The organism is Ruegeria discodermiae, from assembly GCF_030758345.1.
Taxonomy (GTDB): Bacteria; Pseudomonadota; Alphaproteobacteria; order Rhodobacterales; family Rhodobacteraceae; genus Ruegeria_C.
The window spans coordinates 41,973-67,174 of the sequence record NZ_JAVAMO010000017.1; the positions used below are offsets into that span (position 1 = coordinate 41,973).

The window sequence follows — 25,202 nt, forward strand, 5'->3', positions numbered from 1 at the left end:
TTATGCCGGCTCCACGTCAATGCCGCTTTCATGGGCAAGCTGGTTTGCGTTCCATTTGAACAGCTTGAACCCCAGATGCCCCCAGCCCCCCGCCAGTTCGAGCGGCTGGATCAGCGTGGCCATGGTGTTGTTCATGGGTTTCATCTGCTGGTACTGATGCGGTTCCCAGCCATGCTCCATCATGATCGTTTTGTCGGGTAGGCTGGGGTAGAACTTGGCCTGGGCAAAGAACTCGCCTGCGCTGTTGAAGATGCGCACGTTCGATCCGTCGGTGATACCCTTTTCGGCGGCCAGTTTGGGATTGATGTAGATGTTCGGCTCCCCCCGTTGCAGGCGCATCATGAACTTGTTCGAGCGCCAGTTTGAATGGATGCCCCAGCGGGTGTGCGGCGAATAGAACGACAGCGGGAAGTTCGACGCCTCGGCCCCCGCGTGGTGCCGTGCCGTCGGGACGGTCGCGCCCATCTTCTCGAACGTCGGGTGGTCGCAGTAAAACGTCACGCGACCCGTCAGCGTCTCATAGGGTTTCTTGTCGACAGTTTGGGCGACGAAGGGGTTATAGGGCTCATCCGGCGGGATGGGTTGGTTGTTTCCGCCCTCAGCATTCATCACGATAAAGCCCTGCTCGGCAGCCTCTTCCAGGGATATGCCACCCATTTCGGGGCTGTTGTCGACCAGCCATTTGGTGGCGTCATAGTCGGTCAGCAGGGTCTGGTTCATCGTGTAGTCATCGTAGATCGTGTGCAGATCGCGGGTGACGTCGCCGTCCTGATAGCCTTCGGTGATCCCCCGCGCGATGGCGCGTTCCTGAATCTTCTGGCTAAGCAGGGCCATGATCTCCCAGTCGGGCTTGGCCTCGCCGATCGGGTCCACGGGCCTCGAGAAAACGTTGATGAACCGATGGAACCCGACCGAGCGCAGATCCCATGCCTCATAGTGGCTCGCGGCGGGCAGCAGATAGTCGGCCCACTGCGCTGTGCTGTCCATCCGGACGTTGATATCGACAAACAGCTCTTCGACCTCGTGCAGAATGCGGTCGCGGTATTTGTCGGCGAACTTGTTGCGGCGAAATTTGTTATCCGCGATCGAGATCAGCCCTTTCACGTCGCCGCTATAGGGCATCCAGCCTTCCGAGATGCTTTCATTGATCATCTCTTCCATCTCGTCGACGTTAAAGCCCACGCGCTTCTTCAGTTTTTCGGCGTCGAAATACTCGCGTGCATGTTCGATCATGTGGCCGCGCTGAAATTCACCCAGCCCGCCGGGTTCCAGCCGCGGGAATTTCTCGAACCCGTAGAGCGCAAGGCTGAGCCACGGCACGTGTTTCCAGTCGATCCACGAAGTGTCCATGCCGCCGGTCTTGCCGCCATGTCCGGTCAAGGCCAGCACCAGCGCCTGCGACCAGCCGGTGAAGATGCCGTTCGAATAGCGCCCGACATTAAACCCCAGCATCAGGATCGCCTTTTTGGCGGCGGCAATGGCACGGGCCTCGCCACGCACGGTTTCGGCGGCGATCCCGGTGGTTTCTACCATCGCCTCAGGCGTATACTTCGCAGCCTCTGCCCGGACGTTTTCAAAAACGGTCGTGACCTCGATCCCTTCAACCGTGAACGTGCCTTCCAGCGCCGGGTCGATGCCCTCAAGCGCGATGGTCTTTTCCTCGGACCCCATCGAGCCCTTCAGCATCACGGCGGCGTTGCTGTTCAGATCCCAGTGGTAAAAGTTCTGGTTCGAGCCCCCATCGACCAGATCGGCCTCGCGCAACAGCTTGCCGTTATCCGTGCGCACCAGCACCGGAAGGTCGGTTTGTTCCTTGACGAAATCGGCCTTGTACAGCCCTTCTTCGAGGATCACATTGACCATCGACATGGCCAGAAACGGGTCTGCCCCCTGCTTGATCGGCATCCACAGATCGGCATGAATCGAGGATGGGTTATAGTCCGGTGCCACCGACACGACCCGCGCGCCGTTATATTTGGCCTCCCACAGGTAGTGGGCGTCAGGAATGCGTGTCGCGTTCGGATTGAACAGCGACATCAAGATATAGTCGGCATCAAACCATGCATCCGAGGTAAAGCTCTCAAGCGGGTTGCCATAGGCTAGATGTGCGCCGGTGTTCAGGTCGCCTACATCGGTGAAAATGTCCAACTGCACCCCGCCCACCAGTGAGGCGAACCGGTAGGGCGCTGCGAACCTGACCATGGACAGGTTCCCTGACCCGGTATGCGTCATTAGCTGACCCGGCCCGTGGTTTTCAAAGATGTCGATGATCTTGTCGGCAATTTCCTCGGTGATCTCGTCCCATTCCATGCGCTGCCATTTGCCCTCGCCGCGCTCTCCGACACGTTTCATCGGATACCGCAGGCGGTCGCCTTCATACATCGCGGCCGAATGGATCGAGCCCTTCTGGCACCCCCGCGGGTTGGCATCGGGCACGTTGGGATTGATTTGCGGGTACTTGGCCAGCTGTTCCTCGCGGATGACAATGCCGTCCTTGACGTAGACGTCGAAGGCACAGTTGCCGACGCAATTGATACAATGCGCCGCCTTGCCGATCTTGTCCCAGGTGAATTCGCGCCGATAGAGGTCTTCCCAGTCACGATAGGGGTATTCATCGGCGAGAGTGTCCTCGATCGGTTCCAGCCGGTTCAGGGACCATGCCTGATTTGCAGCCAGCACTCCGGCCCCTGCAAGTGATGATGTCTGCAAAAACTCACGACGCTTCATGCGCAGCATAGTCTTCCTCCCTATGGCTGGTCGCCCATTTCAATGGGTCGCGTTGCTGACATTCACGATAGCGAATGGCAGGCGCGCAAAGGCAGCGAAGTTGTTAAGAGATGTAAACGAGTTGTTAACATCGGTCCATGGGGGTTCCCGGAGACTAATAATAGTGCTGTTATTGATGCCAAGACCTGCGTGAAGGGCGGGCCAAAGTATTGACGGCACATGACAACCGACACAGATCAAGCCACCTCGCCCGGGTTCGGGCGAAACAGCCAGATCACAGCGCTGACGGATTTTCTGACACAGCGCCTTGAGCCGTTGGTGGATCAGTCTATCGAGATTGCGAAATCAAACGGTTATGCGCCGTTCACCACCACGATCCGGGCCGCCTGGGTCGAGGCTATTGTCAGCGTGACGGATTCACTGGCGCAATATCTTGCTCAGTCTACGGACTTGCCAGCAGGTCCCATAGCAACACTGAACTATGCGCAGGATCCCCGATTTTCCCGCATGCGCATGATTGCGCGACAGCATCGAGCCCTCGGTATAACGCTTCAGATGTATCTGGGCTTGTTCAAACATTTCCGGAACCTCTATCTCCTAGAACTCAGTCAAATGCCCGGCGGCGTCAGTGCCCAGGAGATGGATCGGGTCAGGGATTATTTCGATGAGGTTGAGCTGAGTGTAAGCGCAGACTGGAACGACAAGAGCGACAATCTGCGCCTGCGGGAGCTTCAGGAACGGTCGCGCGCGATCACGTTGGAAAAGGACCGGTATTTTGCGATTTTCGAGAGCTTGCAGAACGCGGCTTTCCTATTGGATCGCGACGGTCGTCTGGTGAACGCCAATCAGGCGTCGGCCGAGCTGTTTCTCGGGCGCGATGCCCAGGCCGGAGAGATCATCTATTTGCGCTCGATGCGCCGTGAAAAGAAAAAACTGCAATCTGTTGTCGATCAGGTCATGGCACTTGGTCAGTCTTCGGATGGGCCTGTTTGGCTGGACACATTGGGTGGGTCGCGATGTTTCGACATTCTTATGCGGACGCTGCACGACTCGGTCGAGAATACGGCAATTGGCCATGTTGTTCTGTTGAACGACGTTACCGATTTGCAGCGAAAGGCCGAGCAGGCGCGCCAGTCCGAACAGGGAATGTCGCGCTTTCTGGCGACAATGAGCCATGAAATCCGCACACCGCTGCACGGCGTTCTCGGGGCTGCCGAATTGTTGCGGACAGCGGACCGGACCGGGGCCTCGACTTATTTGGACATCATAGAGGGGGCAGGCAAATCGCTGCTGCAGACTCTCAGCAATGTGCTGGACTATTCCAAATTCGAGAACGAACCCCCAGTGCCGCGGCCAACGGAAACCGACCTGCAGGAGGAGATCCGAGTTTTCCGAGATATAGCCACAGTTGGGCAGAACGTTACGCAATCTCCACTCGAGGTGAAAATCGACGCCAATGTTCCAAAGTCCGTTCGCATTGACTGGGGGATGACACAGCAGGTTCTTAGCAATCTCGTGTCTAACGCACAAAAAGCCGATGACGGACAGGGTGTTATTGTGGCGCTGCGATGCGCAATCGACGAGACTGGTGGGAATCTGTTGCACTGCGAGGTTACGGATCACGGTCCGGGTATTCCCCCCGCCGCTGCCGCCGCCTTGCAAAGCTCGTTTCAAAAGGCCATCGCTCGGGATACCGGAAACGGTGGTTCAGGGCTGGGATTGGCGATCTCTCGATACCTGGTCGAGGCGATGAAGGGTCAAATCAGCTATGAGAACCGCCCCGACGGTACATGTGTTTCGTTTCAGATACCGCTGATGCAGGCGCGGAGCCGTTCGACCGATGATCCGAATGTTGCGAAGCAATCAGACGACACGGGCCCAGAGGTCCGGTTCTGTCTTCTAATAGATGACGACCCGATAGGTGCCCTTGTCACTTCGAGACAGCTGGACCGCATCGGTCTTGTGGTCACCAGAGCAGCATCGGTGCGCGAAGCGCTGGAAGTGGCGGGGCATGCTGAGTTCGATGTGTTTGTCGTCGACTATTTGTTGCCGGATGGCGACGGCCCCTCTCTGGTGAAAGAGCTTAAGCGTCAGACAGGAACGGCGGCGCGTTTTCTTGCGCTGACGGCGAACGTGGACGGGCTGGCCGGGCAGAAAGCCGAATTTGACGAAGTTCTTGCCAAGCCCGCCGGTCAAATGACTTTGGCGTCAGCGATTTTCGGATCGCGATCCCGCGCCTACGCGACATTATCCACAACCCAAGAGGAGTTCGAGGGTCTGCAGGGGTTGGCACAGGAAACGGTCGCAGCCATGATCGCTGCTTTCGAAGTAAGCTGGTCGAATTTTCGCGAAATGCTGGTCGGATCCGGTTCGGGCACGTCACGGGAGGCATTGGCCTTAGCGGCGCACCGTCACGCCGGAAGCTGCGCGGTTCTTGGCTTGACGGAACTGGAACCCTTGCTGCGCAGGCTTGAGGAGGCTTACAACACGGATGCCGTAGCCAGCCTTACCTCTTTTCTTCCTGCGCTGGACAAGGATTTGGATCAGATTCCATCTTGGCGTCGGCTGAAGTCGGCCTGGGAGGCAGAATGACGACGGAAATTCTATCGGCGCGGCAATCGAATACCTGTAAAAGCAAGGTGTTATGCATTGAAGACGACCCCATCGTCCAACTCATGCTGCGCGATATTGTCGGAACAGCAGACGCAGAATGTTGCATCGTTTCATCGGCCCGTGATGCCGAAGATCAGCTAGCAAATGAACAGTTTGACCTTGTACTACTGGACCGCAGGTTGCCAGACAGTGACGGGCTTTTGCTCCTGCAGACCATCAAGCAGGCGAATGATTGCCCCGTCATGATTCTCAGCGCGATGGATGAAACGCGAGACAAGCTCCTGGGTCTTGGTTTGGGTGCCGAAGAATACATCACCAAGCCATTCAACCCGCTGGAACTCTGCAGCCGGATACGGCAATTACTTGGCGCAACAGCCAACATGAGCTCCAGTCCGGGTCATGAACGTTTTGAAACAGCGGGGATGACTTTCGATCCGCGCAGCCGCCGGCTTGAGGCTGACGGTTCTGCGGCCATCTTGGCCCCGGCGGAAGCCCGTCTTCTGCATACTTTGCTGCTGAACGCGGGAGAGGTCCGAACCCGGGACGAATTATCTCAGTTTGTGTGCGCCCGCGAGTGGAGCCCGGGCGATCGTACTATTGATGTGCTAATCAACCGGTTGCGGCGGTATATCAAAGGCTTGCCGGCCGAAATCACGACAGTCCATCGCACAGGCTACATGCTGAGTATCGAGAACGAAGCTAAAGGCGCGAAAGGGCCATAACCCGTCGCGCAGGGTTCTGTTGCAGTCTATCTGGCTGTGTCCCAAACTTTGGTCGGCGTGTTGCACCTTCGCGCGGTTTGATCCAATGGCTGGCTGGTCTTTGACAGAGTTTAGGAATGTCCGATGATCGACTTCAAAGGTGCGCATTACCCGCGATCGGTGATCCTGTTAGCGATCTACTTCTACGTCCGGTACGGCGTCTCCTACCGTGACCTGGAAGAGATCATGGCAGAACGTGGGGTGATGGTTGATCATGCGACGCTGAATCGCTGGGTTGTGAAGTATTCACCCTTGGCCGCTCGCGCAGCTCAGAAACGGAAGGCCAATACCGCTGAATCCTGGCGTATAGATGAGACCTATATCAAAGTTCGTGGTGAATGGGTGTACCTGTACCGAGCCGTAGATCGCAACGGGCAAACCCTTGATTTCATGCTTTCCGAGAAGCGAGACACAAAGTCTGCAAAGAAATTCTTCGCCAATGCGCTGTTTCACAATGGCATCCCGAAACGGATCACAATTGACAAAAGCAGGAGCAACGCGGCCGGGATCAAAGAGGTCAACAAGATCTTCAAGCGATTGCGGATACCGGCTAAGATCGACACTGTCAGATCTAAATACCTAAACAACATTGTGGAGCAGGACCACCGGTTCATCAAGCGGCTCACGAGACCTATGCTCGGTTTCAAAAGCTTCGTCTCAGCAGCAGCGAAACTTGCAGGCATCGAGACCGCCAACATGATCCGCAAGGGCCAGCTGGGAGCTTCGACAAGCGGATTCCGTCAATTTGCAGAGCTCGCTGGAAAACGGCGGCCTGCCAATGCGATAGCTTTGACCGACGCCAGAGTTTGCGACAAAGCCCCAAACCGGTGGTGATCGAAGAGATGATCGCACGCCTGACCACTCATGTGATCAACGCGCGGCTGCTGAAAAGCGCCCGACAGGCCATAGATGCTTTTGACCGGTCGGTGCTCGCCTTTGACACGGATGCAGCACTGCTCTGGGGGTCGGACAAGGCGATGCAGATGGTGACGCAGAGCGGTCTGGATCTGGACAGTACAGAATTCAGAATGTGGCTGCGCGACTGCGTCGAGCAACCCGTCTCGGCGGTGAGCCCTTGCTTGACGCATTCCCTGGCGGTACAGTTCATCGGATTTTCTGCTGCGCGCGAAGTGCTGGTCAAGCTGGTACCGCAACGGACCGATAGCAACGAAGACGTGTTGCGCAGCGCATTCAACCTGACAATCCGCGAAGCCGAAGTGCTGTACTGGTTGACCCTAGGCAAGACCAACCGCGACATCAGCGCAATCCTATCACAAAGCGCCCGGACCGTGAACAAACACCTCGAACAAGTCTTTCAGAAAATGGGTGTGGACAACCGTAGGTCGGGTGCAGTCCTTGCCGACCGAAAGCTTCATGTCACTGCTCAATAACGGAGAATGAAAGCAGGTGCAGACTTTGCTGGCGCGGCGAATGTCTCCTTTGGTGGGTGCACCTCGGCATCGAAGAAGGATTCTGTATGGCGGCCAAAGTTTGCGACACAGCCCTCTGAACAATACTTAGAGACAAAGCCGATCCGAACAGCTTGATCCCCACATTCTTTCCACTCCTCAGTGGCAACAGATCGCCTTCGCCGGGGTGAACGGGGTGAAGTTCAACAAAACCAACCGAAGGCGCTCAACACACTATCGTCATCGAGTGGCGAACCACGCGGTATCACTCGGTTAATCGGGCAGTGAACGGGTCCGGGGATGCTTGAATTGCCGCCCTTCCGGGCCCGCGGCGTGCATATCTAGCTCACTTATCGGCAGTGACCGGCAGGAAATCGTCGAAGGTCAGCTTCGGCTTTTTGGTTGGACCGGCGATATTCCGGTCGCGGCCAATCCAGAAGTATACCTCGTCATCGCTTCCTCGTGCAAAGCGATGGAGGCGCCGCACCCTGACTCCTGACCGTGGAACGTCTTCCTCGTTCAAATATAGGCTCTCGGCAACTATCTCGCCCCGGTACTGGGGATTTTTTGACGAGTAAGCCTCGCTCGACCGCGCCCTGCGAAGCGCGATGTCGCCATCGACCGCAGGGACACCGGCTGTCTGTCGCGGCAGGTACGGGATGAACGACCGGGCAGTTTCGGACTTCAACCGGAATCTAAGATCTGCGGTTGAGGCTAGCGCGTCAGCTTCATCCGCATGGATCGCCTCCCCGGGCTCAAGGACGGTTGCAAAGAGCCCGTCCGAGCCAGTCAGTTGCCGTTCCCAACCCCAGACCAAATTCGCGGCCTCGTCCCGCAGGAAGCGTACCTCTTCGATAAGATCATTTTCACCTACACGGGCTGCAGTGTTGAGACACAACAGCGTCGAGGAATTTGTCCGCTCCTCGTCGCCGAGATCCATAGCGTAGATCGACCAAGGATCGTCTCTGGGCGCTGACCGGGCTCCGACGGGGTCGACCGACGACACAACGCCAAAGCTGTCGACGACACGAACGTCTTGAATCTCGCGCACAGCGCCTGACGGCATTGGCGCGGGGATTGTGTACCAGTTTTTCATGTCGGTGTAGAAAAACTCCGGCAGCAGAAGGGAGAGTATGTTTGGTTCCGCACCCTCTCCTGAATCGAAGTAGGCTTCGCGATCCTCGATCTCCCAGAATCGTGGTTCGGGCACCCCTCGAATCTGAAGCTGACCGGGAACCATCTCTAGCCTTTGTTCTTCACCCGGCGACCCGCCCTGGAGCGTCAGGCTGAAATCATGCCAATCCATCGCGCGGCCATCGTAACCCCGCGCCTCCATTTTGTGCCGATCGGTTGAGAGGCTAAAACCATACTCAAGCGCAGACGGCTTCCAGCCGTCGGGCCGCACCGTCGGGCCGGTTGGTTCGGATTCTACAAGGTACTCTAGCGGAGCGTGCGCCGAAACATCCACACTTCGGCCGCCAACCCGGCAGGTCTCCAGCGGATATATGCGGGCCTCTACGTGAACCTGCATCGGCAAACCGCCGGTTTCAGCCTCAAATTCCCCCAGCTGCCACTGCCGGGCCAGGTACCAGAGCGGGTCCTTGGTGCGCGCCTCCAAAGCCGTGTTCAGATCAGCCGATACATTGGTGCTGAAAAGCTGCTGTGATCCCGAGGTGCTCATGATCCCTGCTTCCTATTGCGGCCAAAGCGATTGGTTTGGTTCCAGTTCTCACCGATGGTATGCAGATTGCTCACGTCAACCACGTTGTGCACGCCGGGCGCAGAGAACCATTCGTGCAACACGGACTTGAATTTCGCCTCCGGAATGCGCGGGCGTTCGTCAGCACCGCTACCGACATGGGCCACGAGGTTGGAAAGCGGAAGAATCGTGTCGGTCAGAGGGGTCGACTGCGTGGTGAGGGCGCGGATGCGCAAGAGGTCAATCATCTCGCCAACCATTGCAGCGGCGTGTGAAGTGTCCCAGCGCGGGGCAAATGGATCTTCTGGGACGGCGAGCACCAGTGCATTGGGCGCCTCCGCTTGCGGCGTATCATAGTTGATTGCGATGGCGGCGTCCTGCTGGGTACTGGGTCGTTTCTCGACCCATTCATCAACGACAAGTCCGCTGATCGTCGCCGCGCCCAGATCATCTGTTTTCGACAGAAAAATACCACGGTGGTAAGCGCGTGGTGCAAGGGTCTCGTCGCGCGTATCACTCAACTCGTCGTCGGCGTCGTCCGCAGTCGCGCCAGCACTCACCGCATAGCCGGAATGGCTTTGGCCAACCTCTTCAAGAAGCGCCGCAAGTCGTACGCGGTACTGCGGCCAGGGACCAAGCGCATCACTCGCCGCCTGCTGTGCCTCCAGCAGCGGCCTCAACGGCGCGCTTTTGCCATAAACCGGGAACAGCGCCAACGTCTCGACACCGGTGATCAAGCGCACTGCTGCCATCGAGGCGTTCAGTTCGGCCCGCGCCTCGGACAGGTTCGCTGCCGAGCCGGCCCGGCCTTTGCGTGCTTTTGAGAGGTCGCGAAGCCGCGCGTCGAGCGCTGACAGACTCTGCCTTAGGGCTGTTTCCCAACCGACCATGTCCTTGGTCAGACGTTCCGGCGCCGGACGCTGGCCCGCGCCGTTAACAGACCATCGTTCCAGCGCGGCGAGAGACCTATGCAGCTTTACCACCTGCAGGCGTAAACGCCGATCGTTCGACCGGGATTCGCCCCACGCCGCTCCCGGCTTCTCGTAGCGCTCGGCAATAGCGAGAAACATGCGTTTTAGCAGCGAGGCATATTTTCTCCGTTCTGCCCTCAGGGCCGTTTCCAACCGCTCGGCGCGCGCCCACATATCGACCGCAGCACCCATCAGCGCAGAAATATGCTGAGTTTCGTCCAGCGGATGCGCGGGATCAGCGGCGTTGGAAAGGTCGCCGGGCGATAGTGGCTGGCCTGCATGTGCCATGCGCCAGAGTCCCGCTGCCTTTTCCGTTGCCTCGGCCGCCTTGCCCAGTTCGGTTTCGATTACGATGCCTGCCGCCACAAGGCCCTGACGGTCAGGCATCCAACCCTGTTTGTACATCACTTCGACCCGGGTATTCGCCACATAGTGAGCAATTGCATACGCCTCGATACGCCGTTGCAGTGCGTCCACGCCAAGCTTGCCCAGATGGACACCGTCGAGTTCCAAGTGCTTGCCGATCGAAACGCTGACCTTGTGCAGAACCTCGCCATCCCGAATGAGCGATGCGGTAGCAAGGACCTCGTCCAGCCTCGGAACCACTTGGTTGATCATCGCCGCCAGACCGTATTCCGCCATGGCAAGTGGCGGGCCCATCTTCGCCGGCGCCGTCTGTGGCAGAAGTAGTGAAACCCGGTAGTCCGATGCGTGACCGCTGCGTCGTGTCCGCAGAAATTCGGGTCGGTGCGGGATCGGTCCACCGGACAAGACGCGCAACCATGCCGCAGCGACCTCAGCCGAGCCGCCGGCACGGGCGTGCACGGCCTCGGCCACAACCACGTCTGAAAGCGCATCCAGATCATTTGCAAGCCGGGTTTTGACATCTCTTTGCTCTGGCGTGAGCTCGCCTGTAGCCTCGACCAGAGCAAGACCGTCAAAGCACCGCCGCCCGATCGGGCCACGCTTGCCTTTTCCGTCCGCGTCGACATTTTCCAGGGGGAACTTCTCGCGCAGCTCGTAAGTCACCGACGTCTTGCCCCGATCGCGCAAGAAACGCTCACCCCGCAGGCCAAGTGCTTCGGGCAGCGGCACGCCGTGACGGATGTGGTCCATCAGCTTCAGCGCAGAGCGCATGCGTCGGGCGCTGAGGTCAATCTCGAACGCACCCTCTGCCCGGTTGCGCAGATATGCGGATCGCAGGATCGCCGCGCTCACGGCCTGCGCCTGCCCCGGCGCCTGAATGTAGCCGTCGCTGCCGCCGGTGGCCGAGGTTTCGCGCAACTTCCCGAGCATTCCGTACCAGCCGAGTTTCAGACCTGCCTCTGGATGATCGTCGCGCAGGTGCTTGAGCCGGATCGAAGCCAAACCGGTGATCCACGCGTCCAGGCGATGCTGGAACAAGTCCACCACCTCCATCATCAGTGTCTCAAGCTCTGCCGCACCATCACTGCGCGCCGCGACCCCCCGCAGAGTCAACAACGCATCACCGAAGCGGGCATTCACCGAGCGCAACTGCGGCAAAATCGCACTCGGGATTGTATGCAGTGTCTGGTTTGAAGCCTGCCTGAAACTCGCTACCGAATGGCTCAGCGACGTGTTCACGGCGGCACGCTGCGAGGGGCTCAGGCCAGATTTCCAGCCGCCCTGAACTTGGCGCAGATTGCCGCGCCCGACAAATCCGGTGGTGCCTTTCACTACTTCAAGCACGCGATTACGCATCGCACTCAGATGCGCCAGCCGGTAGAGTAGGGGCCAAGCAGTGTCATTTTCATCAGGCTCGGGCAGATCGTCCAGCTCCTCTTCTGCAAGATCGCGTAGGTATGCGGATGGCATGTGTTCGTCGCCGACGCCTTCCACATAAGGACACCCCAAGCCGCTCACCTCGTGCTCACCCTCGTCAGCCACATCAATCCGCCGCGACACCCGCGAGGTCTGGAGGATATCCGTCAGTTTTTCCGAGGCGTCCGGATCATCCGGTTCAATCCGCAGCGTCACCCCGTCCGAGGCCCGCATCAGCAGGGTTTTCACACCCTCTGTGTACTGGCGGATGAACTCCTGATATGCCTCTTCGGCGCTCGTCAGTTCGTAGTTGCCAGCCGGGCTCACGAGAGTGTCGGTCACTGGCTGCACGCCATAGGCACCATTGCCTACTTTCAGGCTGGGAAGGAGGCCGCGAACGTGAACGTGCTGCGCCAGAAGCTCTATAAAGCTAGTGTCGGTCACGTTGTTCATTGCCGAGGTTGCCGCCAGCGCATCATCCATCAGCGCCGGGCCAACGACACGGATCATTGCCGCCGCCTCGGCGTGGCCAGCCTCGTCGGCGCCCCTGGCCTGCATCGCGGCGCTCTCCTCAAGGCCGAGCGCGTCCGCTAGCAAGGACGCGCCAAGTCCTTCTTTCTGTGTGAGTCCGAGTTCCCACCTCGTGTGGGGGCTCAGTTTAGCGTAGGCGCTTTCGCCATCATCAGGACCCGCCAGCGCGTTCGGTGTGTTATTGGTGGGCGTGTCCTGTGGCAGGTAACTGATCCCGCCACCAGCGACGCGGTCGGCCAGCCACTGGGTGATCGTCTCGGTTCCGCTTTCGTCGCTCAGGCCGACGCATACAAGCCAGCTCGCCTCAACTGCCTGTTTGATCGCGCCTGGATCGCGCAGCTTGACTCCCATACCAAGCGCCACTGCAGCTTCGAAATCCGATACCCAGCTTGCAGTACCGAGAGCGGTCGGAGAGTAGGACACCTGACCTGCGCCCCAGTCCTTGTTTGGCGAGATCTTTGCTCCTTCACCCAGCTGGATCATATCGCCCTGGATCATCGCGAACACCGCCACCCGGTTGGGTAACGCAGGAATGCGGCCGATCCGGCTTGTCCACAATGGATCGCCGCCCTGGCCCTGCGTACGCATCAAATGCACTGCGCGAGACATTCCAGTCATCGCGACCAGCTCAGACCAGACGGCGACCAGTCCGGGATCGTCAACTTTCGGCCAATCATTTGCAAGGGGATGGTCCAGCACCGCCTTTAGCGCTGTCATTTCGTCTTCGGAAATTGGCGCTATGCCAGCCTCCGCGAAATTGTCGTCCGGGTACCAGCGTATCCACAGTTCGCGCTCGGCTTGAAGCTTGGCAGGCTCAATAACTGGCTTCGCCTCGCTGATCGCCGCCGAGAGCTCGGCGATATCCGCGCTCATTGCGTCCATCGCTTTCTCGTCCCTCGGATCCGTCAGGCTGAGATTCTCGCGCATGTCCATCAGCCTCTTAGCGTCAGGGTGCGGGCTCAGCACGTTCAGATTGTCCTGCACGCTCACCAGCCGGTACTCGAGACGCATCGGCATCAGCATCAGAGGCGCCTTGACCAGCTTGGGTCCGTTGCCCCCAGGTTTGCGCTCGTCGCCTGACGGCGATACGCCGCCTGTGGTTTTTCCTTCGCTTTGGGCTGGCTTTTTTGGGGAACTCGGTTTGCGGCTCGGTCGTTTCATCACAACACCCTCCCGAGCGGCAGCAAGGCGGCCAGCGGCTTTTGCCAGAAAGAGCGCGCCAATCCGGCCGATTGCTTGTTCTGGTTCCAATAGTTCTTCGTCTCTTGCGCTGGCTTTGTCAGCCTCTTGCTGAAATCCACGTAATCCGCGTCGGTGATCCGCATATGTGCCCAGGATAGGTCATCCCAGGTTTCAAGCGCCGGCGGGGTCTCCATGGCAAGCACCTCGTCCGGAACCAGCGGACGAGAGGCGCGGATGCCTGTGTTGCCAACGTCGAGGCCGAAACGCAGCCTGGCTGGCGGTTCGTAGATGGCAAAATAGGCGCGGTCCCTTATCGGGTCGGACGTAATGAAGTCGCGGCTGACGTCGAACCCGTAATAGACGCAATCTCGCCCGATCTTTCCGAAAAAGACCGGGTCGTGATCCTCCGCCGTGTTTGGGTCCCATTCGTCGCCAGCCGCAATGCTGATCACGACCAGCGGGTCTTTTAGCTTGCGCACGACCTCGCCCTTAATGACAGCGACCAGGTTGGCTTTGCCATCGGCGTCAGCCGGGTTCGAGTGAGTGCCAAGTTTCTTGGTCCACTCCCGGATTTCGATGATGTCGTCCATTCCGGAATCTTCAGGCGCTGCGCCACGGTTCCAGAACCGGGAAAAGACGGTGCCGCGCATGTCTGTGGGGTACTCGCGCCAGCGCAGCTCTTCATTCATCGCATGGTTCGCACCGACCATCAGCGCCTCGACGAAATGACGGTTTTCTTCGTAGAACGACACGGTGTTTTCGGGCAATGCCGCTGCGTTCGACAGCACACCGTCGCGGCTGATGCGCATCAGGTAGTCGATCAATGGCTCCGGCACGCGCGGCGTACGCCAGATAATGCCTCCGACCTCTTCCTCCGTCGCCGTGCGGCCGGCGATCAGGTGGTCGGCCTTCTGCCGGGGCAGGGCGACCAGTTTGTCGCCGACCAGCTTTGCCATCTCAGCCGACGCATAGCTGCCGACGACAGCTCCAGGTACTTGCGGCCGCGGTTTTTGACCAAGCGTTTCGGGGTTGAAGATCCCCTCCATCGCCTTCGCCACTTCGCCGCGTGCACCGCCCTCTGCCAGCCGTTGCTCGCGACGCCACAATGCGCCATCCTCACGCGGCTTGGCGCTGGCGCTGGGGGTTTCATCGCCCGGCAGCGCAGCCATCGGCACAACCCGTCCGCCCCCGTCACTGCGCTGGGGCTTGCGGGAGAGCGTGCGGCGCAGCGACAGCGAAGTGAAGCCCTCGGGCAGCCGCATTTGCTCAAAACGCATCCTGACCGAAGGTGCGGTGTCATCTGACGGGTCCACCCGTACGAACGCCGTCAACGGCTGGGAAAGCTGGACCGCCGTCTCGGACGCCAGACGGCTGAAATGCTTGGCGTCCAGTCGCCTGGCCAGAATGCTTGCCACCTGTAACTGCTGCAAGGCCTGATTGGCGGCCAGGATTTCGTCGTACTGCTCCCAGCAGAGTTGTGCGAAATGCTCGTCATTGGCGCGAACGATGTCGTGACCCAGCCCTGCTGCGGCACGGAACTTGAGGTCCAGATTGACTCGGTCAAACCAAAACCCCAGCCTTGCCCGCTGTTTCGATACTTCTTCGGCTGCTGCGTAACGTGCGCCGTAGGCCGGGAAGGTCAGCAATGGGTCCTCACCCTTGCCGTCGACATCTCCATCGCGATCTGTCAGTACGGTGGCAAGCGTGGCGACCATCCGATCCTCAAGATTGTCCGGCGTGTCCGTCTTGGGCACGACCGCATCCGGCTGGCGCAGCGCCGCTTGGGCGGGAAAGATGTAGCCCGCCGAGACAAGCCCCTCATAATACCCAACATTCTCGCCAGAGACCCAGAGCGGTGCGCCCGCTTCGTCGGCCTCATCGGCACGGATGGCTCGGAGTTTGCGCAGCAGCGCCTCCAGATCCTGGCCGCCTTCGGTCTTGAACGTGTGTCGGTAGTAGTAGGACAGGATCACCGCGTTACCACTCGCGTGATTCCAGGCCAGAGCGGCGCCATCACCGGGGTCGGGCTCTGCTCCAAGCGCCGCATCGAGGCCGACCTTGTAGCTGGGAACCAGAAACAGCGTGTAGGCGGTGCTTTGTTCCAGCTTGCGGCAGGCAAAGAGCCGCGAAAACCCGCGCCCGGAATCGTTGTGCAGCACTTCTCCCGGAGTACCGCTGACCCCGTCCATGTCCACCTGCACATGTGCTGTGGCCCAGGCATGGGCCAGATTGGGCAGGCTCGCCTCGGCGGACGCCACTTCGATCCGCGGACACAAGGCAGAACCCTGATCGAGATAACTGAACTCATCGCGTTTCAACACAATGGCTACAAGCCAGGGGGTCAGGCGGTTCACCGCGCCACTGTCCAGTGTGTAGCGCCAGGGAAGGTCTGCGTCCTTCAGCTGGACGAATGGGAAATAGTTGGGCTCAAAGCCTTTGTTGGCATCCTCAGGCTCAACTCGCATGATCTGTCCTGGGTCGAGGCCTATCACGTCGCCCGGCCCCATCAAGTCTGATGAAACCGGAACGGCGGACCCCTGGACGCTGCCGTTGCCGAGAATCTCCAGATCATAGCTCAGGCGCTGCCGGATACCGGCCAGGTCGGCATCCGCCGCCGCGCCGCTGCGAAGGTTGGGAAGAAAGGCGAATTTTCCGACGCTCATATCTCTCTGCCCTTACGCTGCTATGTAACTGGCAACTGGTATGTCATCGGTCGTCTCTCGTTGCGCAGTCAGGCTTGGGCTGACCGCGTCAACTTCCTGGATCAGGATTCTTAGGCTGCCGCCTCGAGTGACCTTCGATTGCAGGCCAGCCACCACATCTTCTGTCACGAACGATGTCTGGGCCACCGTCACCGGCGCCGATGAAACAAGTTGCGCCTTCTGCGCTGTCATCCCGCGCAGATCGCGGTGCAGCGTTCCGGCGGACACCCTGGTAAACGTCGCCGATGACAGCGCCGCCTGGTGAATACGTGCGGGTTGGTCGCTGTCATGGAGCGGTATCTCAATGATTTCATAAGCATACTCATCCTCGACCAGTGCCGGACCGCTGACCATCGCATCGTCAGAAAACTGAAAACCCGCTTTGTGGAGTTCAAAGACAGGGTCCGACAGCCGCTGCGCGTCACTGATGGAAAAGAAGTGACCGCGGACAAACTCCGCCTCTGCCGGAACCATGTCCAACGGAGTGCCATTGTTCAGCACGCGAATATCGACGTCCGCCGGACCGGACACATCTGCCTCGCCGATTTTTTGCAGGGTAATCTGCAACGGGACGGCCGATTGCATGAACCGTAGACCGCCCAGCGGGTCGACGGGTTTGTCCTCATCCGCTAGGGTGCGGAAGCTAACCGCAGGTACGGCGCCCGACTGCTCGACAGGCTGAAACCCCTCGGAGCGCTCTACTGCGTCACGCAACAGATCGACGGCGCTGGCCACAAAGGTTTCGATGGTCTCGCGCTGGCCCCAGCGATGCTCCACCGCGAATCGCACTTTAATGCCCAGGACTTTCACCCAAACCTCGCCGTTGATGTACCAGGTGTTGGGTCCGTGCAGCTCGATCGAGAAGTAGAGGCTGGCCTTGTCCTTGCCATCGACCAGAATACGCAGACTACCGCGCAGCGAAACCTGGAAGCTGAACGGGTTGAAATAAATCAGCGCATCGAAAGCCACATATCCGTCTGCCGCCACCCGTCCCAAGAGTGGCACCTTGGGACCTTGCGCGTACATATCGGCCCTGGCACCCACTTGCAGCGAGTTATATGTGATCGCCTGATAAGCCGAAAACGTCAAACGCGGGTTGTTGCCGCCAAAGCTGATCGACAGCCGCGCCAAATCTGGCAGGTTGTCAGGCTTGGGATAGTCCGGGTGCAGACCCCCGAAACTCGCCACCTGTTTGATGTTCTTGCCCCAACCGGTGCGGATCGCCACGTCGCCATCCACAGCGAAAGTCAGCACACGGGAACCTTCCAGTGTCGCGTCAAAGTCAATTGTGCCGGCGGTGAAGTCGATCTCGCCCATAAACTGAAGTTTGAGCGATACCAGGACCTTGTCCTCGTCCGGCAGGATCATCGACACCCCGCCCAGGATTACAATCCGGACGTCCTGACCGAACTCCAGAAGCACGCCCATGGTGATATGGATGAGGCTCGGCTGCCCCCAGCTAATGCGCACGCAGGGGCCCACGATATGTTGACCTTCTTCTGCCGGCATGATCAGCGCCATGTCGTCCAGGATTTGTCCCGCACTTTCGATTGGGTCCGGCGGGAACAGCAACCCGTCCAGCCGTCCGTCAAACAACACCTCGCGCATCGCGTCGGTGTCAATGGTACGGTTGATGCCGATAAAGCCGCCGACTCCGGTGAGGAAAAACCCAAACGCCAACGGCACTGTGAATTCGGCAAAGATCGACCCGGCAAAGCTGAAACCCGGTTCGCCATCGGGCATCTGAGTGGTCAGGATCGCGAAGGCGGAAAAGCCGAAATTCTCGAACTGAAGCGCCATCGCGCCGCGGTATTCGTGATCGGAAACCGAGATATACCCGCCGCCGGTGATGGGATCAGCGTTCAGTGACAGCGCATAGCCGGATGGTGGCTGAAATCCAAAGTCGATCTGTGCCGAACCTAGGTTGCCCGGATCAGCGGAGCTGCGCGGCGTGACAGTGGCCTTGACACCAACGCCTTCCGCTCCGGCAAATAGCGGCCCCAGCTGCAGCGATCCATCGACCGTTGCCGTCATCACCGTGGCTTGCTCGGTCAGATCGCCATAAAGCGAGATGTTGACCTGATCGAGTGTCAGCACGTTGGCGAGGGTCTTGTCGATGGGAATGACAAAGCTCAGGCCCAAACCACCGCTGATCTCGAGCCCGCTTTTGTTGCTCCAATTCAGGCCTGCCTCGAAGGGGATTTCCAGCTCGATCGCTTCTAGAATCTTGTTGAGCAGACCGTCGCCTTCGCCCGCGCCGAGATATATAACAGCGTCCTCAATTTCCCCGTGCAAGGTGAATTCGGGATCGCTCGGCGCGCCGGCAATACCCAAACCGAGGCCCGCGCCCCTCAATTCCAGCCGAGTGGCCTCGGGTCTGCCAAGGACAAGGATCGGCGCGTCGACCGTGTCCCAGACGATGTCGGCGATGACATTGATGTCGGTGCGGCTGCTCAGCATGCGAACACCGTCCGGTGAGACCCCGACCCGCAACGGAGCGGTCGCAAAATCACCTGCCAGCGCCAGTGTCACCGGGCTGTCGTTGTCGGGGATTCCGATACTGGCCGCTGCGCCGCCGAAGACCGTCGGCGACAGGGCAAAGCCGGTTGGCGCGCCGCTTGGCTGGCCGTCCGGAGGCAACGGTGTCATCAGGATCGCAGGTTTGATCTGGGTGCCATCGCCTGGCCGAAAGGTGATCGGTGGCATGGCCGTCAGCAGTTTCATGTCAATGGCATGCGGGTTGTCCGCGGTCACTTCCGGACGCAGCACGTCCGGGCCGGCGCGGCTGACGCTTGCGGTTGCTCCCAGTCCACTTAGCGCGCCTTCAAGGGCATCGAGGAAAGTCGCGTGATCAAAAGTGCCGCCCCAGCCATAGACTTCAGGCAAGATCTGGTCAGGGGCCGAAAGCGCGCGCGCGAGCGCGCCCCAATCGACTATGCGCTTGTCATAGACTAGGCGTCCGGTTGTGGCATCCGCTGGCTCCGGCTTGCGCTGCAGGACACCGAGGAATGTCAGAATGCCGAAGAAGCCTGGGGTTTCCTCGGCCAGACCTTCGAAGAGCAGGAGGGCAAGAACATCCTCAGGTAGGCTTTGCCAGAATGCGGCCTCGTCAAACGGATGGTCCATTTGGCCCATGGGCGGCAGGTCGCCCAGATTATGCAGCGCCGCTACTGCGCTTTGCAGAGCAACCATCTGACCCTCACCGTCGCTGACGGCATCAGAAAGCCCATCCACAGCGGAGCCGACCGCCGTAAAGCGGCCCAAAACCGCGTCGTCAAGTGCAGCAGCCCGCCAGCCGAAGTCATCCAGGAAAGCGCGCAACGAAGTGGTGCTTTGCGCAGCGTCCGACAACGGCGACAAAATTCGCGAAGCCAGCGCCAGCATATCGTCGAGGAACTGGTCGCTCATGCCGCGCCACCCCCACCATCACCCGGCAGCAGCGGGATTGCGACCGAGGCTGGCTCCCAGCCGCCGGGGTTGCCCCAGGCGACATTGATGTCGCACCAGGATGCAGCTCTATCGTCCTGCGGGAAAGGTGGTGCAGCCAGAACCGCGTTTTTTGGCCAGGTCCAGAATCCGGTGGGGCCGGCGGAGGCCAGCCGGATTTGCCAGAGGTTCGCCTGCGGCCAGGCACGAAGGCCAGGAGATGTGAAGAACCAGCGGTCGGCCTGGTTTCCTGATTTGGGAACCCCAACAGGACGTCCAAAGGTATGGGCCATGGACTGCCAGAAATGCGTCGCCAACCCAGCGCGGTAGACCGCGTGGAGAACCTTCACAGGCGCATAGGCTCCGATGTAATAGGGCAGGGCACCGTCCTGAACGATGTAGTCGCGAAAATAGACCCGGCGGATCGTGCGATAGAATCCAAGCACCGCAGCGAAGTCGGGCCCGATTTTGCTGAGGACTTTTCCGGCATCATCTTTGAGCCATTCCGCCTCCTTCCAATTGTCGCCGTCAACGTCGACATCGACCGCAAAATAGATTGGAGTAAATGGAGGTTGGCCAACTGCCATGGCGTTTTCAAAGGCTTGGCGCATGGAGCTTTCTCTCATCCGGTGCGCAGGGTCAGCCGAGCCCAGCGGGTCAGCGGCTTGTTGGTACAGGCTCACCACCTTTAGGCCACCTGCAGCGATGTCCATGGCTTCCTGAGCGGACAAGTCAGGTCCGCCCCTTGGTGGTAAATACCGGCCCGTGAACGTTGGTTTGTGAATGATCGGATCATGCTCGAAATCGGTGCCGCCATCGGAGTTTTCGCGTGGGGTCCGAACCGTGAAGACGTCTTGCAGAAAGCGTATCTCCACTTCCGTGTCACTGGCACGCTCGTAGTCCGCCTGGCTTGCTGGGTCCAGATGGTCCAGGCCGATCTGCGTGGGCGGCGTGTTGATGTCTTCCGAAGAAATGTTGGTATTGGTGAACCAAAAGACGTTTGGCTCGCCATCAGAGCTGGTGAAATTGTAATTCCCCTCAGGCTCCGGTCCGTTGATCTGATAGCTTTTCTGTGGGCGCAACGCCCAGTCCAACGGGTCCGGACCGTCAGTGACCGGCGGCGCCTCATCAATCGTGACGAGCCTAAGCATGTCGATCTCGTTATCGGTCAGGGCCGGATCATCCGTCGGAATGGTGTCCAGAGCGCAATCCCAGACGCGACGGAAATGCACTGGCAAGTCCGTGGTACTGCTGAACCATCCGATTGACATCAGCGGAACGACCTCGGCCGCCTCCGGCATTCTGCGCGCCCAGATGCTGATGGGCGCGGGCTGAAGCCAGGTTTTGATCGGGCGGTTGTCCTCCTGCCCGTCCTCTGGCTCAGGGCCGACCGGTCCTTCGGTTGCAAGTGCGCCTAGGGCGTTGCGGACAGCGGTCTCTGGCCAATAGGTGTCCGTCACGCCGTCCGGCGCGGTTCCATATAGTTCGAAGTCGCAAATGATCCCTGGATAAAACGGATGGGCCGTTGACCCGGCACCGTCCGAATAGCCGTAATTCATGACCGCCTTTGACCAGTGCCGCCAGTAGTGAGGCGAAAGCTGCCCCGGCGCTGTTTCCAGATAGACGACCAGTGTGTTTCCCTGTGCGATCAGGTCGCCAACCTTCAAAGCCGCCTTGATGGCATTTAGGGTAGATTCGGCCTCGAGTTTCGCCAGAATTCTGGCGTCGCGCCCGGTGGCCGCCTGCCACTTTGCATTCGCGCGCTGGATGGGAAAAATCTTTTCGGGGACTTCCGCGTCACCACCCTCTCCGTGGGCCCAGAGGCAAAACGCCTCATCAACGGCGACCTCGTCATCGGAGGCATGGCCGTGAAAGTAGCGTCCTGCGAACGCCGCCATGTCGCTGCTGGTCATGAACGGCGGTAGGACAAACCAGTTGATCTCGCGGTTGCCTTTTGTCTTGTCATCAAGAAGATCGAGCTCCGCCGCAAACCCCGGCGTCGGATTGGCGCCCGCAAAACCCGGGATTGCGGCGTCGCCCTCATACATCATCTGCAGCTTGTTTAGATGGGCGCGGCCTGTCGTAATTCCATAGCGCATCGCGAGTTCACTTCTAGGCTAGATCCACATGCACATCCAGAACAGCGGTTTCTAACCCGATCCGCTCCACTAAAATCTACTGTTAGAAACCCGGCTTTTTCAAAGCTCTAGACCTAGTGTCGAGGCTCTCGTATTTGCTTGTATATTTCAACGCTGCGCTCGCATGGCCCTGATTTCAGCGCTTTCTTGCCTGCCTGCCAGTAATGAATGCTTAGACGGGCGTTGTTGCGTAATTTACGCTTGAGGCGTGATGGCCCCTTTCCCCGCTGATGTCATGCCACACGGGATCTGTTGCAAACTTTTGACTGTTGACGCTCATGAGTACTTCGAGTGAATGGATATCGAAATATTGAAGTCGAAGGTCTTTTTTATGATCTCTTTCAAAGGCGCGCAGTACCCGAAAGATGTGATCCTCTTCGCAGTGTTCTGCTATGTCCGATACGGTGTGTCCTATCGCGATCTAGAAGAGATCATGCAGGAGCGAGGCGTTGCAGCGGATCACACTACGCTGAACCGATGGGTGACGCGGTATGCAGGCTCAATCGCTGAAGCGGCGCGTCGTCGAAAGGGACCGTGCGACCGCTCTTGGAGAATGGACGAGACTTACATCAAGGTAAAAGGCAACTGGGTCTATCTCTATCGAGCCGTCGACAAACACGGCAAAACTCTCGATTTCATGCTTTCCCCGCGACGAAACAAACCGGCTGCGACAAAGTTCTTCGCCAGGATGCTGGAGGTCAACGGGCTTCCGAGGAAGATCGTCATTGACAAAAGCGGCGCTAATACTGCTGGCATCAAGGCGATAACTAGGATGCTCAAAGGCTTTGGTTGTCCGATCCCGATCGAGATGGTGAGGCGGAAACACCTCAATAACATCGTCGAACAGGACCACCGTTTCATCAAAAAACGAACCTGCCCGATGCTCGGCTTCAAATCTTTTGCTACGGCTTCAGCGACTCTCGCAGGCATCGAGGTCGCGCACATGATCCGTAAAGGCCAGTTCACACCCGGACTCTGTCCATTTCGTCAATTTGCAGAACTGGCAGCATAATCCGCAGGTTCGGTGCCAACTCTTTGTTTAGTCAGAAACTTCGCAACAGATCCCAAAGCCGTTGATGCGTTGACGTCAACGCCGAAAGTGGCCGTTTCAACCCGCAAAGCGCCCACGAAAACACGCGCAGCAAAAAGCAAGACGTCGCCAAAGACAGGAGCGGCACCCAAGGCAAAAGCAACGACCGCTGCCAAAAAGCCGCGTGCTCCCAAAGCGACAAAAACTGCCAAGGCCTAAATCCACGCCGATCTGCGACCGCGATGGTGGACCTAACCAAACACCATCACAGTCGTTTCGACCGAACTAGAAAGCAGCAAGGGTATGTTCCAAACCCCGCTCAATATGCAGCTGCAGAACCTGCGCCGCTCGGTCCACATCTCGGTCCAGCGCTGCCTCGAACATGCGGCGGTGTTCTTCCACCGCCTCTTCTCCCCGATAGGTCAGGACGAGCATCTGGTAGCGCAGATATTTGTCGTAGAGTACGGCGTGCAGCGACAGCAGGTTCGTTGATCCGCAGGCCTGGATCAGCGCCTTATGGAACTCCCAATCGTAGCGTTTCCAGTCTTCCTTCTGGCTGTCATCGCCGCCAAGCATCTTCTGCTCCATCAGATGCAGCTTGTGATGCGCGGCGACCAAATTGCCTTCCCAGTCGGTATCTCCATTATTGATCGACAGCCGCAGGGCGTGGCATTCCAGAAGCACCCGAAGTTCGGCAATTTCAGTTAGATCCTCGCGCGACACCGGTGTCACGAAGAACCCGCGCTGGTCCTGAGCTTCGACGAATCCTTCGCTAGCCAAGCGGTTCAGGGTCTCGCGCAGAGTGGACATGCTCGCCGAGTAGCGTTGCCGCAGACCATCCAGCTTGAGTTTGGTGCCGGGGGCGAGATCGCCGAAGATGATATCGCGCTTGATCCGCTGATAGGTGGAGGCGCCAACCTCGTTTAGGGACTTGGCCATCGCTTTCTGCCTGACGTCTTTGATTTTGTCCGTCAATCTATCACCAAGAGGCCCCCGCACAACCCGTCATATCGTCAGGGTAAAATAAAAATATCCGATGATATTGATATTGCCATATAAATCATCTTAATGTGCGCCCGGACACCGGGAACCCAGGGGACTCCATACATGCCAGATGCAACCTCTATCGCCGTAGTTGGCTTTGGCCTAATCGGACGGCGCCACGCTGACGTGGTGCAGCGATCGCCTGATCTATCGCTTGCCGCGGTCGTCGACCCGGATGGTGATAGCCGGAATGCAGCCATTGAATTGGGCGCCCAGGCCTTCGCATCACTGGACGAGATGTTCGATACCGTGACACCTGACGGTCTTGTGTTGGCTACGCCGACGCCGATGCATCTCGACCAAGGTTTGGCCTGCATTGCACGGGGCTGCCCGGTCCTGATCGAAAAGCCAATTGCGGTCACTTCGACCGAGGCGGGCATCCTGACCGATGCGGCAGAGGCAGCAGGCGTACCGCTTCTTGTCGGACATCACCGGCGCCATAACGGCATGGTGCGAGCGGCCAAGGCCCTCCTAGCCGACGGGGCGATCGGAGATATTCGCGCGGTGCAGGCAACCTGCTGGTTCTACAAGCCGGATCACTATTTCCAAGCAGCGCCCTGGCGGATGCGCAAAGGTGCAGGCCCGATATCGGTTAACCTCGTGCATGATGTCGATCTGCTGCGCCATTTCTGCGGTGAGGTTCGATCTGTTCAAGCTATCGCCGTTCCCTCGGCCAGAGGATTTGAAAACGAGGATCTAGCAACCGCCATTCTGACTTTTGCAGGCGGTGCTGTCGCGACGATTTCGGTCTCGGACAGTATAGTCGCACCGTGGAGTTGGGAACTCACTTCTCGAGAAAACCCCGCATATCCCGCAACGAATGAAAGCTGTTATCTGATCGGTGGCTCGGAGGGTGGATTGTCCCTGCCTGATCTCAGGGTTTGGCGGCACGAGCCAACGCCGGATTGGTGGACGCCGATTTCGGCGAAATCAGTGACCTGCGGGTCTGAGGATCCGCTGGCTACACAGATGCATCACTTTGCAGAGGTCATCCAAGGCATCGAAACACCATTGGTTTCCGGGCGCCAAGGCAAGAGATCGCTGGAAGTTGTCGAGGCCATAGCGGTTTCCGCCCAGACCGGTGCCGAAGTGTGCATTTCAGATGCAACAGATGCAAAAACCGGCATTCGCAAGGTAGCTGTTAAAATACAAAACATCAGATATTATTGAAAATATCTTGCAAAATA

General features: G+C 58.8%; 13 protein-coding genes and 1 pseudogene. 6 read left to right on the forward strand and 8 right to left on the reverse strand.

The genetic code is table 11. The annotated features are described in order from the left end of the window. Positions 1 to 2,736 carry a molybdopterin-dependent oxidoreductase gene (locus tag Q5Y75_RS23690; protein WP_306202177.1) on the reverse strand — a complete coding sequence of 912 codons (2,736 nt, stop codon included), beginning with the start codon at positions 2,734 to 2,736 and terminating at the stop codon, positions 1 to 3. Positions 2,737 to 2,946: 210 nt separating this feature from the next. On the opposite strand from Q5Y75_RS23690, the gene Q5Y75_RS23695 reads away from it, so the two are divergent. The 4 genes and pseudogenes from Q5Y75_RS23695 to Q5Y75_RS23710 all read left to right on the forward strand — a co-directional run bounded on the left by Q5Y75_RS23695 (position 2,947) and on the right by Q5Y75_RS23710 (position 7,492). Continuing rightward, entirely contained in the window at positions 2,947 to 5,319 is a 2,373-nt protein-coding gene (locus Q5Y75_RS23695; protein ID WP_306202179.1) for an ATP-binding protein, read from the forward strand. Beyond that, positions 5,316 to 6,062, forward strand: a complete 747-nt coding sequence (locus Q5Y75_RS23700; protein ID WP_306202181.1) for a response regulator transcription factor — start codon at positions 5,316 to 5,318, stop codon at positions 6,060 to 6,062. Before Q5Y75_RS23695 ends, Q5Y75_RS23700 begins: the two co-directional genes overlap by 4 nt. A 123-nt stretch (positions 6,063 to 6,185) precedes the next feature. Continuing rightward, positions 6,186 to 6,860: pseudogene (locus Q5Y75_RS23705) on the forward strand (IS6 family transposase); the annotation flags it as partial. 107 nt (positions 6,861 to 6,967) lie between these two features. After that, positions 6,968 to 7,492, forward strand: coding sequence for a helix-turn-helix transcriptional regulator (locus Q5Y75_RS23710; protein ID WP_306202184.1), 525 nt, complete (start codon positions 6,968 to 6,970; stop codon positions 7,490 to 7,492). A gap of 364 nt (positions 7,493 to 7,856) precedes the next feature. Here the strand turns inward: Q5Y75_RS23710 and Q5Y75_RS23715 are convergent, their stop codons facing one another. From Q5Y75_RS23715 to Q5Y75_RS23735, 5 genes are read right to left on the reverse strand one after another with little or no spacing between them, the layout of a single operon-like run. Then, on the reverse strand, positions 7,857 to 9,191 hold the full coding sequence (locus tag Q5Y75_RS23715) for a hypothetical protein (protein WP_306202185.1): 1,335 nt from the start codon (positions 9,189 to 9,191) through the stop codon (positions 7,857 to 7,859). After that, the gene (locus Q5Y75_RS23720; RefSeq protein ID WP_306202187.1) at positions 9,188 to 13,654 is read right to left on the reverse strand and encodes a hypothetical protein; all 4,467 of its coding nucleotides are present in this window, start codon (positions 13,652 to 13,654) and stop codon (positions 9,188 to 9,190) included. Before Q5Y75_RS23720 ends, Q5Y75_RS23715 begins: the two co-directional genes overlap by 4 nt. After that, a complete protein-coding gene (locus Q5Y75_RS23725; RefSeq protein WP_306202189.1) occupies positions 13,654 to 16,338 on the reverse strand; it encodes a hypothetical protein in 2,685 nt (894 codons plus the stop codon). Before Q5Y75_RS23725 ends, Q5Y75_RS23720 begins: the two co-directional genes overlap by 1 nt. A 12-nt stretch (positions 16,339 to 16,350) precedes the next feature. Next, on the reverse strand, positions 16,351 to 19,785 hold the full coding sequence (locus Q5Y75_RS23730; protein ID WP_306202191.1) for a DUF6603 domain-containing protein: 3,435 nt from the start codon (positions 19,783 to 19,785) through the stop codon (positions 16,351 to 16,353). Further along, positions 19,782 to 21,902: a glycoside hydrolase domain-containing protein gene (locus Q5Y75_RS23735; protein ID WP_306202194.1), complete on the reverse strand. Its 2,121-nt coding sequence runs from the start codon at positions 21,900 to 21,902 to the stop codon at positions 19,782 to 19,784. The genes Q5Y75_RS23730 and Q5Y75_RS23735 overlap by 4 nt, the downstream gene beginning before the upstream one ends. A gap of 370 nt (positions 21,903 to 22,272) precedes the next feature. Here Q5Y75_RS23735 and Q5Y75_RS23740 point away from each other — a divergent pair, with 370 nt between their 5' ends. Then, a complete protein-coding gene (locus Q5Y75_RS23740; RefSeq protein WP_306202275.1) occupies positions 22,273 to 22,953 on the forward strand; it encodes an IS6 family transposase in 681 nt (226 codons plus the stop codon). Here Q5Y75_RS23740 and Q5Y75_RS23745 read toward each other — a convergent pair. Both Q5Y75_RS23745 and Q5Y75_RS23750 read right to left on the reverse strand, forming a co-directional pair. Next, positions 22,929 to 23,183 carry a hypothetical protein gene (locus Q5Y75_RS23745; RefSeq protein WP_306202195.1) on the reverse strand — a complete coding sequence of 85 codons (255 nt, stop codon included), beginning with the start codon at positions 23,181 to 23,183 and terminating at the stop codon, positions 22,929 to 22,931. The two genes, Q5Y75_RS23740 and Q5Y75_RS23745, sit on opposite strands and share 25 nt — an antisense overlap. Positions 23,184 to 23,256: 73 nt before the next feature. After that, positions 23,257 to 23,910, reverse strand: coding sequence for a GntR family transcriptional regulator (locus Q5Y75_RS23750; protein ID WP_306202197.1), 654 nt, complete (start codon positions 23,908 to 23,910; stop codon positions 23,257 to 23,259). 168 nt (positions 23,911 to 24,078) lie between these two features. Here Q5Y75_RS23750 and Q5Y75_RS23755 point away from each other — a divergent pair, with 168 nt between their 5' ends. After that, the gene (locus Q5Y75_RS23755) at positions 24,079 to 25,185 is read left to right on the forward strand and encodes a Gfo/Idh/MocA family protein (RefSeq protein WP_306202199.1); all 1,107 of its coding nucleotides are present in this window, start codon (positions 24,079 to 24,081) and stop codon (positions 25,183 to 25,185) included. Positions 25,186 to 25,202 lie beyond the last annotated feature (17 nt).

Bases quoted from the DNA above. Each gene is read 5' to 3' on its own strand.
- Q5Y75_RS23690 (WP_306202177.1), bottom strand. From the start codon at position 2,736: ATGCTGCGCATGAAGCGTCGTGAGTTTTTGCAGACATCATCACTTGCA.
- Q5Y75_RS23695 (WP_306202179.1), top strand. From the start codon at position 2,947: ATGACAACCGACACAGATCAAGCCACCTCGCCCGGGTTCGGGCGAAAC.
- Q5Y75_RS23700 (WP_306202181.1), top strand. From the start codon at position 5,316: ATGACGACGGAAATTCTATCGGCGCGGCAATCGAATACCTGTAAAAGC.
- Q5Y75_RS23715 (WP_306202185.1), bottom strand. From the start codon at position 9,191: ATGAGCACCTCGGGATCACAGCAGCTTTTCAGCACCAATGTATCGGCT.
- Q5Y75_RS23720 (WP_306202187.1), bottom strand. From the start codon at position 13,654: ATGAAACGACCGAGCCGCAAACCGAGTTCCCCAAAAAAGCCAGCCCAA.
- Q5Y75_RS23725 (WP_306202189.1), bottom strand. From the start codon at position 16,338: ATGAGCGTCGGAAAATTCGCCTTTCTTCCCAACCTTCGCAGCGGCGCG.
- Q5Y75_RS23730 (WP_306202191.1), bottom strand. From the start codon at position 19,785: ATGAGCGACCAGTTCCTCGACGATATGCTGGCGCTGGCTTCGCGAATT.
- Q5Y75_RS23735 (WP_306202194.1), bottom strand. From the start codon at position 21,902: ATGCGCTATGGAATTACGACAGGCCGCGCCCATCTAAACAAGCTGCAG.
- Q5Y75_RS23740 (WP_306202275.1), top strand. From the start codon at position 22,273: ATGATCTCTTTCAAAGGCGCGCAGTACCCGAAAGATGTGATCCTCTTC.
- Q5Y75_RS23750 (WP_306202197.1), bottom strand. From the start codon at position 23,910: ATGGCCAAGTCCCTAAACGAGGTTGGCGCCTCCACCTATCAGCGGATC.
- Q5Y75_RS23755 (WP_306202199.1), top strand. From the start codon at position 24,079: ATGCCAGATGCAACCTCTATCGCCGTAGTTGGCTTTGGCCTAATCGGA.